This is a genomic window from Microbacterium sp. C7(2022), from assembly GCF_028823665.1.
In the GTDB taxonomy this organism is placed as follows: domain Bacteria; phylum Actinomycetota; class Actinomycetes; order Actinomycetales; family Microbacteriaceae; genus Microbacterium.
Genome location: NZ_JAPEHV010000004.1, coordinates 87,328 through 101,873, shown reverse-complemented (window position 1 = coordinate 101,873; position 14,546 = coordinate 87,328). Strand labels below are relative to the sequence as shown.

Genomic DNA, 14,546 nt, shown 5'->3' with positions numbered 1-14,546 from the left:
AACATCAGATCAAATCATGTTCGGCTTCGAGCTGCACGGATTCAGCCCACGCTTTGAGCGCAGAGGACGTGTACTCCACGCTGAGTTGCGATTCGTAGTCGTTCCCGTGCAGGATCAGGGAAATCTCAGTTCGCGTTGTCGTCCACGAAGTGAAGAACGTCAGATCGCCGCGCTCGACTGCCAAGCCCCAGCCATCAGGATCATCGCGGTAATGGTTGTCGTGCCATACAGGTAGGTCTTCATCTGGTTCTCCGTATTTTCCTGAGAACAGCGTCTTCACCTGCTGATAGGCAACGAGATAGCGATTCGGGCTGGTGAACTTCTCGGTGAATATGTACTTCGCACGAGTCAAGCGACCTGCCACGAAAATGTATGCGGCGTCCGCCTCCATGTCGGAGACCCGCTCCGGGAACACCAATACGTCCTGACCTTCAAGTTTGGCGTCGCGGCGCTCTCGCGCCCGGACATCTGCGACCGACGAGCCCCAAGAGAGCCCCCGGAAGTCACCCGACGCGGTGCTCACCGTTGAGGCAACCGCCCAAGTTCCATCGCTCCGGAGCTCCACAACCATCCCGTCGTCGCTAACAGCTAGGACCATCTTCGTTCCCTCCATTTCGACCATCACGCTACCCATGCCGCTCCTCCGCGTACCGCGGCGCCATGCCCTCCATTTGATCCATAACGAGCTTGATCGCCTCGGGCTGCTTGTCGGGCGGGTATTTGTACTTCACCAGCAGTCGCTTGATGGACGAGCGCAGCTTCGCTCGCACGTCGTCGCGCACCGTCCAGTCGGTGCGAACGTCCCGCCGCATCACGGCGACCAATTCCCGCGCGATCTGCGCAAGCACGTCCTCGCCCTGGACGGTGACCGCCGACTCGTTCGCGGCGACCGCGTCGTAGAACGCGAGCTCGTCGTTCGACAGCGCGGGCGTAAAGTTTGAGCCTCTGGATGCTTCCGCCGCGACGTCCTTCGCAAGCTCAACCAGCTCGGCAATGACCTCTGCGGAGGTCAGTTGCTGATTCGTGTACCGGGCCATGATCTCTGAGATCCGCTCTGAGAATGCACGCTGCCGCACGAGGTTACCCCGTGTCGCCGCCGAGCCGGCATCCGTCAGTGACTTTCGCAGTGCTTCGATCGCTAGGTGGGCATTCGGCGCCGCCTGCGCTTTGGCGAGGAACTCCGGTCCCAGATTGTCGAGAGTCAGGCGCGGTAACCCGGCCGCATCATAGATGTCGACGACCTCGCCGGGTGCGATCGAGTCAGCCACCAGCGTGCCGAGCAGGCGGGAGATCTCCTCGGGGATCGGCTCATCGCGCGACTGGCGCTCGGCGGCGTCGAACTTCGCCATCCACACGCGCACCTCTTCGTAGAAAGCGATCTCGTCATGCAGTTCGGCGAGCGCATCCCGCCCTGAGGCAAGTGCCCATGCCCGCGCAAGCTGTCCCGTCGCTGTGCGATATCGCGACGACAACCGCTCCGTGCCAAGCTCCTCTGCGTTCAGAGGGTTGGTGACGTCGCGTAGGTAGTTCGTCGCCATGGTCGCGGCCGTGCGCCATGCACGCGAACCGCCTTGGCGCACCAACGCGCGCCAATCGCAGTCAGCGAGCATGTCGCGAATCTGTGCGACCAGCTCAGTGGCGATCGACACCGCTTCGTCGATGTCGCGGCCGATCGGCTTGTTCTCCTGGTCTGAGACGGTGTACTCCGACAGTGCCTTGGCCAGGTTGTCGGCGAGCGGCGCGTACGCCACCAGCAGTCCATCCTTCTTTCCGCGGAACGTGCGATTCACCCGAGCAAGCGTCTGCATCAGCAGCGCGCCCTTGAGAGGTCGGTCCAGATACAGCGTGTGCAGCGGCGGCGCGTCGAAACCCGTGAGCATCATGTCCTTGACGATCACGAGTTCGAGTTCGTCCGAGGCATCCTTCAACCGCGCCTTGATCGCCTTGTTCTCAGAGTCGCGCCGTACGTGATCGCTTACTGGCGGCTGGTCCGATGCCGAACCCGAGTACACGACCTTGATGCGGCCCTTGTCGAGTGCGTCCGAGTGCCAGTCCGGCTTGAGGGCGACGATCGCAGAATAGAGACGTGCGCAGATCTCGCGCGTGCCTCCCACGATGAGCGCCTTCCCCGGCGAGTCGAGGAACGGCTTCATGCGCTCCCGTCGCTCGTCCCAGTGCTTCACGAGGTCCTGAGCGAGCGTGTCGATGCGCTCCGGTGCACCGTAGACCGCGTTGACGACAGCGACGGATGCTTCAAGCCGGGCGCGCTCAGTGTCGTCGAGGCCGCGCGTGTACTCGTCTGCCGCGCGATCGATGTCTTCCTCACTCGCGCCGTCGGAGAACGAGACTTTGATCAGCCGGGGCTCGAAGTACACCGGGACGGTGGCCCCGTCGTCGACGGCGCGCGTGAGGTCGTAGATGTCGATGTAGTCGCCGAACACCGCGCGGGTGTCGCGCTCCGCGAACGAAATCGGTGTTCCCGTGAAGGCGATGAGTGTGGCGTTCGGCAACGCATCGCGCAGATGGCGGGCGTATCCGTCGAGGTCGTCGTAGTGGCTGCGGTGGGCTTCGTCGACGACGACGATCACGTTCCGTCGATCAGTGAGGAGCGGATGCTGTGTGCCCGCCTGCTTCTCAGCCTCGGTAAGCCCGAACTTCTGCAGCGTCGTGAAGTAGATGCCTCCCGTCACACGGTTGCCGAGCTCATCGCGCAGTTGAGCACGCTCTCGCACCTGCACGGGCTTCTCCGCGAGCAGCAGGCTCTGATCGAATGTCTGGAAGAGCTGTCCGTCCAGCTCTGTGCGATCGGTGACGACGACGACGGTGGGGTTCTTGAGTTTCGGATGCCGCGACACAAGATTCGCGTACAGTTCCATCTCCATGGATTTGCCGGACCCCTGCGTGTGCCACACCACGCCTGCTTTACCGTTCGTCTCGACGGCTTGCACGGTGCTGCCGACGGCTTTCGTCACGGCGAAGTACTGGTGCGGTTTCGCCAGCCGCTTGGTGAGACCGTCCGCATTCTCGTCGAACGCGGTGAAACTGCGAACGAGTTGCAGGAAGCGCTCTTGGTTGTACAGACCGTTGAGCGCGTCGTCGATGGGCTCCACCGACGTCCCGTGCTCGATGCGCGGTTGCGTGAGCGGGGCACCATCGTCGTCGACGTTCCAGGGAGCGAAGTGGTTGAGCGGTGTGAAAGGCGTCCCGTACTTCGCCTCGAGCCCGTCAGTGGCGAGCGTGAGGACGCAGAATCGGAATGCCATCGGGAACTCGCGCAGATAGGTCTGCAGCTGAGCGTGCGCGGGAGCAACACCCGTGGACGCTGAGCCAGCGCGTTTCAGTTCGATGATGGACAGGGGCATGCCGTTGACGAAGAGCACGATGTCGAAGCGGCGGTGCAGGTCGCCTTGGCGAAGCGTCAGCTGATTGACGGCGAGCCAGTCGTTCTCATGTGGCTGCGTGCCGAGCAGGCGAAGTCGCGGGTTTTGCTCGACGCCGTCCGAGTCGAGATAGCTCAGCGGGTACCCGCTAACGAGGTACTGGTGGATCCGGTGGTTCTCGGTGATCGCGTCCTGCGATTTGGGTGCTGCGATCTCAGCGACGGCCTGTTGCAGATACTCGCCCGGCACGCCGGGGTTGAGTCGGCGAAGGGCGTCGAGCAGTCGGGGCCGGATGAGCAGATCGTCCCACGACTCGCGCTCCCCACTGCCGGGAGCGATCGCCTCACCTCTCGACGGACGCCACCCGAGTGGCTCGGAGAGCGTCTCGAGAGCGTCGTTCTCCCATGCTGACTCGGGGAGCGCGGTTGTCATAGTGAGGCCCTTTCTCCGATGCCACCGCTCGCACGAATGTATGCAAGCGCAAACGGAAGTGTGCGGGCGCCCACGAAAGCGTGACGGCAGCTTGCAAGGCGACCCACGTTTCGTCAGTCTTCCTGGGCTGAATCGTCGGCCTGCCCCGTGCGCTGAAGTCGGTTCGCGAGCTTCTCCGCGAGGCGGCCCGTCGACATGCGTGCGCTCTCCAGCGTCTCTGTCCCGAATCGACCCGCCGTCTGCAGCCCGTCCTTGCCCGCGCCGACGACCCCGTCGCGAACATCGGCCGCGGCAGCGGACCACCGGCGAGCTTCGAGAAACTCGCGTTCATCGGCAAGACCGAGCGTGAGGTGCAAGTCTTTGACACCTGCAGCAACGTCGTTGCTCGCGTTGACGACGGTCTTGGCTGAAATGGGATTGAGCAAGACTTTCGCGTTCGCGCGACTTGCGGCCTGATCCATCCTGCCGACGAGTTGCGTCGTCGCCTTCGCGATCGCATCCGTGCGCCGCTGGCGCGCTGTGTGCAGCGCAAGGCGATGACGGTCGAGCTCTTCGGGTGATGCATCGAGCACCCGGTCGATCTCCAACACCGCCATGGCGTCCTGCAACTGGAAGCATCGCGCGAGAACGGCGAGCCACTCCACGACGGTGTCCTGTGCCTCCTTGGAGAGTTCAGCGAGGTCGCCGATCTTCGTTTCCTTCTCCAGCTTCTCGGCGAGCGCGTCGAGCTGCCGGAGCGAGTACGCCTGGGTTCGCGCGATCGTGGATGCCGATCCCTGAATCTTCGACCACGTCACCTCGGAGACGCGGCCGACCTCTGCCCGAACGACCATCGCCTCGTCAAGCATCAGCTCGACGCCGATCATGTCGGCGAGCACTGCGTCCTTCTGCGCACGCAGAATGTCGTCAACCTTCGCGTCGATCTTCGCGAGGTACTCCGTGATCTCCGCCATCTGCTGCTCCATGGCGTACTGCGCCATGAGTCCACCGACGCCGGTGAGGAGCGCCGGATTAGTCAACGTCGCGCCGACCTTCCCGGGCTTGATGAACTGCAGGTTCTTGGTGAACTGCCCGTTGGCGCCGCGGGTCGTCGCTTGCACGACACCTTCGCTGCGCTTCACGAACCTCGAACTCTTCGAGCCCAGCGAGGCGACCTGCGCAGCGCGCGCTGATTCTTCTGTAAGCTTCATCCAGCGGCCCGCGTTCGCCGAAATTTCGGACGTCGCCTGAAGCGCTGACCCGCCCTTCGCCAGCACGGTGTTGAGCGGCCGCAGATCCAGTTCGCGCGACGGCGCACCTGTCGACGCGACGAATCGGTCGACCGCGCTCGGATCGCCAAACACGACGATCCCGTCGCCGTCACTGATCAGCTGAAGCTCGTCATCCGCGGCCGCGAGGGCTTCGGTCTCATCGGTCATGTCGTCGTCTCTCTTCGGATGCTGGCGGAGTCAGTCTGTGAACTCGAACTCGAGTGTGATCGCCGGATCGATGGCTTCAACGATCCGGGTGTAGAAGGTTTCGGCCTGCTCCTCGAGCACCGGACGGAATCCGTCGATGTGCTGCTCGACGGCCTGCTGCGAAAGCAAATCTTCAAACACCGTCGTCGTATCGATCTCGGGGGTGGTCCAGCTCAGAAGGCCGTTTTCTTCGTTGGCGACACTCAGATCGGGGTTCGCGTAGCCGAGGTAGATGAATTCCGGGATCGTGATGAGGTACGAGTCGTCGCCCGTCTGGACGATTTCCACATCCTTGCCCTCGATGCCGAACTTCGCGTCGTACTCGTATCGCACCAACACAGAACGGTCGCTACCGGGCAATGTGAACAGGCTCCAGTCGCCGATCGCAAATTCCAGGCCGTCTTCACGCTCCTCCTGCACGTCGGTCATGCCAGCCGTGACAAGAATCACCTGTTCCTCGCCGGTGATCGAGCGGATCACCTGCGTGTCGCGAGACTCGGTTGCCCCAAAGATCTTGCCGACGTTGAAGGCCACCAGGGCGGCGCCGGCGATTGCCGCCAGGATCACCAGGACGAGCATGATCTTCGCCCACAGCGGCGTCTTCTTGGCCGGCTTCTGCGGTCGTGCGGTCGAGGCTGGCGGCGTGGCCGTGGTTGTCATGCGTTGTATCTCCCCAGATGCATGCGACTTTCCAGTCCTGTGAATCTACCCGGTGTCGGACAGTCGGTCGTCGCCCGTCAGGCGAGGAAGCCCTCAAGCCAGCTCTCGCCGACGATCGGGATTCCGTACTCACGCGCCTTCTTCGCCTTGCCAGACAGAGAGTCGGGGTCGGCGGCGACAACGAGCGCGACCTTCTTCGTGACCGTCGGATGCGGCACATACCCACGGGAGCGCAGAGCGGCTTCCCAGTACGACCGCTCCCGCGCCATGTCTCCGGTGAGAACGATGACGGCACCGTCGGGCACCTCGAAGTGTCCGGCTCTCTCCAAGTCGGCGGCCGCCGCGGGCGGCTCATCGTCGATGGCAGCAGCGATCGACGCTTCATCGAGCTGGAGTAATGCGCCCACTGCTCGCAGGTCTGCGCGCTCGTCGTCGGTGAGGACGCCATCCGCCCACGCTCGACGCTCCAGGTCAACAAAGTAGTCGCGGTGAATGCCGTCGATCGCGGCGCGGGCAAGTCCGAGCTCTCCAGCAACCTCGGCCAGTTGCGCGCCTTCTGACGTCGAGATGAACCCGTCGAGCAGGCATCGGTCAAGGAGCGCCAAGTACTCGGCCGCGGCCCCATCGACCGTCTCGCGCACAGCATCGGTTGAGATGCGTTCGAGAAAGCTTGCCGGAGCAGCGGATGCTTCAGAGCGCGGCTTGCCGAGCACGCCGGTCGGCGTGCCCACCGGGTACCGGTAGGCACGACCCGCGGCGGCGGCACTGGCCCAGTAGTCACCCCAACCCGGCCAGGTGGCGCTCGAGCGCTGGTAGTGCGAGAGAAGCTGCGCCGCAGCGAACGAATCCGACCCAGCGCTGTGCGCGTGGGCGAGCTCGATGGAATGTGTCGCGCATGCGTGCGCGAGAGACCCGGAGGCACCGAGGCCGAAGTTCTCGCCGAGCCTCATTGTGCACATGCTCGGCGCGTCGCCTTCAAGTCGATACCCCGCGCGTTCGAACTCAGCCCGCAGGAATCGCAGGTCGAATGCCGCGTTGTGGGCGGCGAACACGCGGCCGCGCAAGAGGTCGGCGAACTCAGCCGCGATGTCACTGAAGACGGGCGCATCAAGAATGTCCGCAGCGCGGATGCCGTGGATGTGCTGCGGTCCGAGGTCGCGTTCCGGGTTGATCAGCGTTTCCCACCGCGCGGTAACCGTGCCATCGTCTTCGACGTGCGTCACGCCGATCTCGACGACGCGGTGATGGTAAGACGGCAGGATGCCGGTGGTCTCAAAGTCGACTACTGCGAAACCCACGGTTCAGTCCTGCGCCTTGTTGTAGAGGACCAATGCCACCACGCCCACAACGATGAGCGTGAGCAAGGTGCCCGCGGCCATCGGAATCCACGAGGCCAGGCGATGCAACGCGTCGTTGCCGGCGCCGACGATCACTCCGGCGCCGATCGCGATCGCGGGTACCCACGCCAGCCAGCGGGTGTACCAGGCTGACCCCGCCCACCAGAGGAACACCGCAGCGAGTCCCCAGCCGAAGACGACCCACCATACGTGCGAGTGGATCTCGATGTGCCTCATCATCGTTCCGGGGAGAACGACAAGCACGACAAGAGCGGCGATCCCCGCAATGCTCAGAAGGATTCGCATCAGCAGCGCGCCGCGACCGCCCTCATTCTCGTGATCATCGATGACGCCCCACAGCGTCGGGGCGGTCGCAGCGAGCGCCACCGCCAACGCGCCGATCACGGCCGCGCCGACCCACCACCAGACCGTCCAGTCTTTGTCGTATTCGACAGCGACCTCAAGCAGAACCCCCATGCTTTCCCTTTCCCCAGACGAACAGTTGTGTTGAAAGTGTGGATCAGACCCCAGCGGCGGATGCCGCTTCCTCAGCATCGCGCACGCGCAGCTTCCCCGACATGAGCTGCGGAAGCAGCGCATCGCGGGTTGCCGCGAGCGTGCGCGACTCTTGCTCGGCGTTCAGCGCCGCACCCCAGAGCGCGGACATCAGCGGGTTCAGACGGTCGACCTCGCTCGAGAAGGGAATCCCCACGACCTCGTCGAGGTGGTGTCGCTGAATGTGACCCATGGTGGTGGCTTTGTCAGCGGCGATCGCCTTGAAGTCGACGAGCTTCTGCCTCACCAGCTCGTACACGAGCCATGCGGGATATCTATCTCGCGGGATCACCTTGAAGATGTGCTGGTTAACGATTGCCTCGTCACGGAACCAACGGTGAAGAGTCAGTGAACCAGACCAGGCAAACAGAATGTCTCCAGGCCGTGCCACGTGCTTGTCGTCGACAATCGCATCGGAGAACACCGTCGACCCGCTTATACCCCCGTTGAGCTCCGCGATCCTCACCACCACGCGACCGGTTCCGCTCGCGCCTTTCGTGAAAGCCTTTCCGTTGACGAAATCCGCAGTGCCCGAGAGCGGAACCTCGCTGGCCGCGGTCATGCTCCTGAAGGTGCGGTGCATGAGTTCATCGGCTCGCTCGGCGAGGGCCGTGTTGGCGGCGATCTTGTCGTCGAGGGCGCTCAGCACCTCGGCGATCGCCTGCTGCTCAGCCAATGGGGGGACCGCGATTTGATGCCGCTTCAGGATCTCCGTCTTGAGATTCGTGAAGATGGACCCGTTGCCCTGCTCCAAGAGCAATGATCGATCGTTCTCGATCGTGTAGTACATAAAAGACGGATCGAGCCCGCGAAGGTCGCGGAGCAAGAGCCAACCGTCGTGAATGCATGCCTCGATCCCCATAAATCGAGGAATCCCGGGTGTAGCGCTGTTCGAGACGATCAGATCGCCTGGATGCACGACTACGCTCCGGGCCCGTCCCTCGTTTCGAATAAACTCTCGAGTTGCGCTGATCACGCGCGCGCGTGAGGCGGTGGCATCGGAGATCTTGACCCACGGAGTACCTTCGTGCGCGATCCAATCGTTGATGGGTCGCGGGGAAGCTCCTCGAGTTACCCGCACCAACTCCTCCACGCGTCGGCGGGTCCATCCATCAGGAAGCGCGTTCATGAAACCCTCGCGAGTTGTTCACGCACGACCTCAGCCAGCCGCGCCGACTCGACGAAGTGCGCCTCGAGCTCGGCCCGCAGGCGCGCGAGCTTCTCTTCGATCGGCTCGCCGTCGTCCTCCGCCTCTGCTGCGCCGACGTAGCGACCCGGCGTCAGTGCGTAATCGGCGGCCTTGATCTCGGCGAGTGACGCCGAATAGCAGAAGCCCGGCACGTCCGCGTATTCTTCGGGCGCGGCATCCGAATCGACTCCTCGCCATGCGTGGAACGTCCCCGCGATCCGAGCGATGTCCTCGTCGGACAGGGCACGCTCGGCGCGGTCGACCATGTGGCCGAGGTTGCGGGCGTCAATGAACAGCACCTCGCCTGCTCGCGCACCCTTGTCCTTCGCGAAGAACCAGACGCACACCGGAATGCCGGTCGACCGGAACAGCTGGGTCGGCAGCGCAACCATGCACGACACGAGGTCGGCCTCGACGATCTCGGCGCGGATCTTGCCCTCCCCGCCCGAGTTCGACGACATCGAGCCGTTGGCCATGACGACACCGGCCTGCCCACCCGGGGCAAGCTTCGAGAGGATGTGCTGGATCCACGCATAGTTCGCGTTGCCGGCTGGCGGCACACCGAAGCGCCAGCGCGGGTCTTCTTCGTTGCGCGCCCAGTCCTTGATGTTGAACGGCGGGTTCGCCATCACGAAGTCTGCCTGCAGGTCGGGGTGCAGGTCGCGGGCGAAGGTGTCGCCCCATCGCGGCCCAAGGTTGCCCGACAGGCCATGGATCGCGAGGTTCATCTTCGCCATGCGCCACGTGCGCTCGTTGAGCTCCTGCCCGTACACCGAGATGTCAGAGCCCTCACCGTGGTGGGCATCGATGAACTTCTCGGCCTGCACGAACATACCGCCCGACCCGCACGCCGGGTCATAGACACGTCCATGGGTCGGCTGCAGCAACTCGACGAGCACGCGAACCACACCGGCAGGCGTGTAGAACTCACCGCCCCGCTTGCCTTCGGCAGCGGCGAACTTCTCGAGAAAGTATTCGTACACCTCGCCCAGCAGATCGCGGGCGCGCTTTCCACTCTCGCCCGACTGGCCCTGGCCCGAGAAGCGCGCCGAATTCAGCAGGTCGAGCAGCTCACCGAGTCGGCGCTGATCGACACTGTCGCGATTGAAGATGCGGGGAAGGGTCCCCGCGAGCGACGGATTGGCGTGCATGACGGCATCCATCGCCTCATCAATCAGCGCGCCGATGGACTTCTCCGGACCATCCATCGACGGACCGAACCCCTTCGCGTTCTCGGCGAGGAACCCCCATCGCGCGTTCGCGGGCACCCAGAACACGCCGCGCCCGGTGTACTCGTCGGTGTCGTCGATCAGCTCGGCGATCTGCTCATCGTCATAGCCATCGGCGGCAAGCTCGGCGCGAATAGCCGCGCGGCGCTCGTCGAAGGCATCCGACACATACTTCAAGAACACGAGCCCGAGGATGACGTCCTTGTACTGCGATGCATCCATCGAGCCGCGCAGCTTGTCGGCAGCCTTCCAGAGCGTGTCCTTCAGCTCTTTCATCGTCGACGGCGCCTGCGGTGCGGCTTTCGGTGTGCGGGGCATGTGCTTCCTTACTGCATGTCGGATGCCGCGGGCGCGGCATCCCGGTCGGTCAATGTCACGGCGCCGGCAGCCACGGCCGCTGTCAGCGTATCGATGTAGTGGTCCAGGTTCGCGACGCGGCTCTCGAGTTCGGAGCGAGCGGCTGTGATGTCCGCGAGGGCGCTGCGAAGCGGCGCGATGGCCGCGGGGGCGACCCGGCGCAGCATCCACCGCTTCCAAGCACCAGGCCCGGAGGGTTGGGTGGCGATGTCGGCGGCGACCAGTTCGGGGACGAGCCCGCCGGGGTCGGCGGCGGTGATCCGGAGGGTGCGCGCGGGGTAGGCAACGACATGCGAGCCCTCGTGATCGACCCATGCCATCGCCGTCGGCGCGGTGCGAAAGATGACGTCCCCGGGGCGGGAGAGCTGCGCCGAGGGATGCTGTTGTGCGAACACCAATGGATCGATGCGCCCGCGATTGGGGCGCTCGCTACCCAGGTTCTCGGCGGTGATGACGATCAGACCGGTGTCGCCGAGGTGCTCGGGCGCGAGTCTTGTCCCCGGCACGATCCGTGCGTGGCGCTGCGACACCAGGTCGCCGAGGATCGCGGGGGCCACGGCGCTTGCGTCCCCGCTGATGGGGGCGATGCTCTTCGGCAAGTCAGACCCGGCGATTCGCTCAGCGGCGTCCAGGCGGGCGGCGAGCGTCGCGGCCCGAGTCTGGGAAGTCGCCTGCGCTGTGCGCGCGGGAAGGAGCGCACCCGATCGCGCGAGCAGAGACGCGGTGCGGACGAGGCGAGCGAACCGGAACGTGCGTGCCATAGCGTCGGCGCGGCTGCCCATCCCCGCGAGCACGTCACTGACGAGGTCGGCGCGCGTCGCGTCCGTGAGCTCGTGATCAATGAGATCGGCGACCGCTGTCACTCGGTCGCCGCGCGGAACATCGCCGACGGTAGGGCCGAGAATCCACAACGCGAGCGGCTCCCGCGCCGCTGCGGTCGCCAGGCCGTGCGGCAAGCGCACGGCCGCTCGGAGCCGCCCTGACCGCAGAACGTCGTCGCGAGACGCTCGAACATCGGGAGGCAACGCGTCGATCAGCGCGCGAGCCGGCCCGATGATCACCGCCACATCGTCGCTGCGGAGAGAGAGGGCGACGTCATCGGCATCCGCGAGCATCCGCTCGACACTGTCGCCAGGTACGCCCGGTACGCGTGCGATCCGCACTGCCGGGGCCCCGCCGTCGATGTGGTCATCGATCCACACGCGGGAGCCGAAAAGGTGGCGCCGGATGCTGCGTTCCCGGCGGGACGGCGCGACCGAGACCGCGACATCCTCGGCAAGACCCGTGGCGGTGCGCACGGCGGTGCTCTCATCGATGCCTCGATCGATCACCAGGCACGTCGCAGCCGACTGCTGAACGAGCGATCTCGTCGCATCGACGAACAGGTCAAGAGCAGTCTCTGCGAGAGCGCCCGCCGAGCCATCTGCGGCAGTCGTTGCGGCGAGGCGAGTGCGGGAGAACTCGAGGGCGCCCTCGGGCGAGTACGCAGCGTCAATCAGGGCATCCGCGTATGTCGTCCACCCCTGCTCCCGCTCAAGGTGCTTCGAGACCTCACGGGTGAGGAAGGCGTCGTCCGGGTCCATGTCGCGGGCGCCCCGGCGCAGTTCGGTCGGGTCGACTCCCGTCAAAGCATCAAGATGGCTCGCGAGCACGATGAGCGCGTCGAGTTCGGCCACATGCTCTTCATCGGCCCACTCGAAGTCGGCGGGCGTGGCCGAGGCGGCAGCATCAGCGCGTGCTTCGGGGTTGTTGCCGTGCCCCGTGCGGATGAGCCAATCGGCTACTTCGGCCGCATCGAAGAGCGGAACACCAGAGCGGCGAGTGATCGGCGCGGGGAAGGCATCTTCCCCTGTCGCGAAGCGAGTGCGCCACACCGAGGCCACCGGCCGGCGCACCTTCGCGAGCGCAGCGACGTCTGACAGTGAGAGCCGAAGGGCCGGACGCCCCTCTGCCTCTCGCAGGTCGGTACTCGCGGTGATCATGGTGGCCACGCTAGCGCGGATGGATGCTCGTCAGGCCAACTGGATGCGATAAGTGGGGTTATCAGATGAGTCCTCAGCCGGGCAGCGCAGTTTCCGTACGTTTGCTCCGCGACGAACGAATCAGCTCGTCGGAGCGGACGGACCTACTGGGGACGGTCCGTCCGCTCGCTCCGAGAAAGGACTGACAATGCGAACTTCACTCTTGCTCCCGCTGGCCGTAGTGGCCGGGATGACGCTGACCGGCTGTTCCGCGGGGCAGGCTGCGCCCGACCCGGATCATCTTCCGGAGACTGCGCCTGTCGCGACTGCAACTCCCTCTGCGACGCCGACACCGACTGATGACCTCGCCGACGACGCGACGTACGGCGAACGCATCATCAATGACCGCGGGAATCTCGTCAAAGAGGTCGGGCAGCTGGCCGGCATCACGCTCGGCGACAGTGACGTCACGGCCGCGCAGTTCGCAGTCACCGACATCGTGGTCGACATCGACTGCACCAGCGAGTACGCCGATTCGGCGGAGAACGGGCACCTCGTCGGCATCCACCTCAATATCGAAACGACTCCGGAACTCGCACAGGACGAGATCGGCACGGTGTCGTTCTCCGAGTGGGGTTGGCAAGCGTTCGACGCCGACGACAAGCGCGTGAACGACCCCATGGGTACCGGCCTGTGGTGCATGGATGCCAGCGACCAGCTGCCTTCCGACATCGGCCCCGCGCAGAGCGTCTCGGGCTGGATCGTTCTTGACCTTCCCACCGACCACGGCGCCGTCGTCTTGACGATGGGCGCCAGCAACGGGTGGGAGTGGGCGTACTGAGCCCGCTCGCTGCCACTTCACCCACACCAAGGAGAATGAACAATGACTGACCCGTACACGCCTGCCCCGCAGGTGCCCGCACCGATGGCCGCATCATCCGCGGCACCGCCGGCGGCCCCACCGAAGTCCTTTATCGCGACCTGGCTGTTCGCATGGTTGCTCGGCGTGTTCGGCGTCGACCGCTTCTACCTCGGGAAGGTAGGAACCGGCATCCTCAAGCTCATCACGTTCGGCGGGCTCGGCATCTGGATCCTCGTCGACCTGATCATGGTGCTCGCCGGCGCAACCCGCGACAAGCTGGGGCGTCCTCTTGAGGGCTATGGCAAGCACCGGGTGGTCGCATGGATCGTGACCGGCGCCGTCCTCGCGTTGAGCATCGGCCTCAGCGCCCTGGGTGGCGGCGGAAACTCAGGCGCTCCCAGCGACGAGAACACCACGGCGCCCGTCGTCGCACAGAGCGAAGACGCAGAGCCTGCTGCTGAGGAGCCGGAGACAGTCGAGGAGGTGCCGGCCGAGGAGCCCGAAGACGCCGGTGTCTCGGGCTGGGCGAACGGCGAGTGGGGTGACTTCGCGGCGGTCGAGGAATCCGGAACGGGTGACACCCTGCTGACTCTGCCCGACGGATCGACCGGCGGCATCGTGGTCGCAACTCACGACGGCGAGCGCAATTTCGCGATCTCGGTACTCGACGCTTCGAACGACTCGACGGGCGAGCTGCTGGTCAACACGATCGGTTCGTACGCGGGAACGACCGCATGGGGACTCAACTCACTCGCCGAGGGCGCGCGTCTGCAGGTGACCGCCGATGGTGCATGGACCATCCGCATCAGCCCGATGGGCTCGGCGCCGATGGTCGCGGACTCCGGCGCCGGAGATGCCGTCTTCCTCTATGACGGCGGGGCAGGGGCGTTGACCGCGACCCACGACGGCGAGCGCAACTTCGTCGTGATCGAAGAGACATCCGAGCTGTTCAACCTGGGCTTGCTGGTGAACGAGATCGGTCCGTACTCAGGAACCGTCCCGCTGTCAGCTGGGCCGTCGGTGCTGAGCGTCAACGCGGATGGGAACTGGACGCTCGCGATCGAGTGATCCGTCGCGGGGTCGAGTCACCGCGGTGTGGCTCGACCCACCCGCCGTTGCACCGCCGC

Annotated in this window: 11 protein-coding genes; 2 read left to right on the top strand and 9 right to left on the bottom strand. The window is 64.9% G+C overall.

What is annotated here, in order from left to right; translation table 11 throughout:
• Nucleotides 1-4: 4 nt before the first annotated feature.
• The 9 genes from ON062_RS06770 to ON062_RS06730 form a co-directional block, all read right to left on the bottom strand.
• On the bottom strand, nucleotides 5-634 hold the full coding sequence (locus ON062_RS06770; RefSeq protein ID WP_274646378.1) for a hypothetical protein: 630 nt from the start codon (nucleotides 632-634) through the stop codon (nucleotides 5-7).
• Nucleotides 627-3,812 (bottom strand): type I restriction endonuclease subunit R, encoded by a 3,186-nt coding sequence (locus ON062_RS06765; protein ID WP_274646377.1) that lies wholly within the window; start codon nucleotides 3,810-3,812, stop codon nucleotides 627-629. The genes ON062_RS06770 and ON062_RS06765 overlap by 8 nt, the downstream gene beginning before the upstream one ends.
• A 113-nt stretch (nucleotides 3,813-3,925) precedes the next feature.
• On the bottom strand, nucleotides 3,926-5,230 hold the full coding sequence (locus tag ON062_RS06760) for a hypothetical protein (protein WP_274646376.1): 1,305 nt from the start codon (nucleotides 5,228-5,230) through the stop codon (nucleotides 3,926-3,928).
• Between the two features lie 30 nt (nucleotides 5,231-5,260).
• Nucleotides 5,261-5,929, bottom strand: a complete 669-nt coding sequence (locus ON062_RS06755) for a hypothetical protein (RefSeq protein WP_274646375.1) — start codon at nucleotides 5,927-5,929, stop codon at nucleotides 5,261-5,263.
• Nucleotides 5,930-6,006: 77 nt separating this feature from the next.
• Nucleotides 6,007-7,227 (bottom strand): exonuclease domain-containing protein, encoded by a 1,221-nt coding sequence (locus ON062_RS13935; protein WP_274646374.1) that lies wholly within the window; start codon nucleotides 7,225-7,227, stop codon nucleotides 6,007-6,009.
• 3 nt (nucleotides 7,228-7,230) lie between these two features.
• Complete coding sequence (locus tag ON062_RS06745; protein ID WP_274646373.1) at nucleotides 7,231-7,743, bottom strand: hypothetical protein; 513 nt, start codon at nucleotides 7,741-7,743, stop codon at nucleotides 7,231-7,233.
• 43 nt (nucleotides 7,744-7,786) lie between these two features.
• A complete protein-coding gene (locus ON062_RS06740; RefSeq protein ID WP_274646372.1) occupies nucleotides 7,787-8,950 on the bottom strand; it encodes a restriction endonuclease subunit S in 1,164 nt (387 codons plus the stop codon).
• Entirely contained in the window at nucleotides 8,947-10,557 is a 1,611-nt protein-coding gene (locus ON062_RS06735) for a class I SAM-dependent DNA methyltransferase (RefSeq protein ID WP_274646371.1), read from the bottom strand. The genes ON062_RS06740 and ON062_RS06735 overlap by 4 nt, the downstream gene beginning before the upstream one ends.
• Before the next feature lie 8 nt (nucleotides 10,558-10,565).
• Nucleotides 10,566-12,578 carry a hypothetical protein gene (locus ON062_RS06730; RefSeq protein WP_274646370.1) on the bottom strand — a complete coding sequence of 671 codons (2,013 nt, stop codon included), beginning with the start codon at nucleotides 12,576-12,578 and terminating at the stop codon, nucleotides 10,566-10,568.
• A gap of 187 nt (nucleotides 12,579-12,765) precedes the next feature.
• Between ON062_RS06730 and ON062_RS06725 the strand changes: the two genes are divergently transcribed.
• Together ON062_RS06725 and ON062_RS06720 are read left to right on the top strand one after the other, a co-directional pair.
• The gene (locus tag ON062_RS06725; protein ID WP_274646369.1) at nucleotides 12,766-13,398 is read left to right on the top strand and encodes a hypothetical protein; all 633 of its coding nucleotides are present in this window, start codon (nucleotides 12,766-12,768) and stop codon (nucleotides 13,396-13,398) included.
• Nucleotides 13,399-13,440: 42 nt separating this feature from the next.
• The gene (locus tag ON062_RS06720; RefSeq protein ID WP_274646368.1) at nucleotides 13,441-14,487 is read left to right on the top strand and encodes a TM2 domain-containing protein; all 1,047 of its coding nucleotides are present in this window, start codon (nucleotides 13,441-13,443) and stop codon (nucleotides 14,485-14,487) included.
• Nucleotides 14,488-14,546: the final 59 nt, after the last annotated feature.

Bases quoted from the DNA above. Each gene is read 5' to 3' on its own strand.
- ON062_RS06760 (WP_274646376.1), bottom strand. From the start codon at position 5,230: ATGACCGATGAGACCGAAGCCCTCGCGGCCGCGGATGACGAGCTTCAG.
- ON062_RS06765 (WP_274646377.1), bottom strand. From the start codon at position 3,812: ATGACAACCGCGCTCCCCGAGTCAGCATGGGAGAACGACGCTCTCGAG.
- ON062_RS06755 (WP_274646375.1), bottom strand. From the start codon at position 5,929: ATGACAACCACGGCCACGCCGCCAGCCTCGACCGCACGACCGCAGAAG.
- ON062_RS06720 (WP_274646368.1), top strand. From the start codon at position 13,441: ATGACTGACCCGTACACGCCTGCCCCGCAGGTGCCCGCACCGATGGCC.
- ON062_RS06740 (WP_274646372.1), bottom strand. From the start codon at position 8,950: ATGAACGCGCTTCCTGATGGATGGACCCGCCGACGCGTGGAGGAGTTG.
- ON062_RS06770 (WP_274646378.1), bottom strand. From the start codon at position 634: ATGGGTAGCGTGATGGTCGAAATGGAGGGAACGAAGATGGTCCTAGCT.
- ON062_RS06745 (WP_274646373.1), bottom strand. From the start codon at position 7,743: ATGGGGGTTCTGCTTGAGGTCGCTGTCGAATACGACAAAGACTGGACG.
- ON062_RS06735 (WP_274646371.1), bottom strand. From the start codon at position 10,557: ATGCCCCGCACACCGAAAGCCGCACCGCAGGCGCCGTCGACGATGAAA.
- ON062_RS06725 (WP_274646369.1), top strand. From the start codon at position 12,766: ATGCGAACTTCACTCTTGCTCCCGCTGGCCGTAGTGGCCGGGATGACG.
- ON062_RS06730 (WP_274646370.1), bottom strand. From the start codon at position 12,578: ATGATCACCGCGAGTACCGACCTGCGAGAGGCAGAGGGGCGTCCGGCC.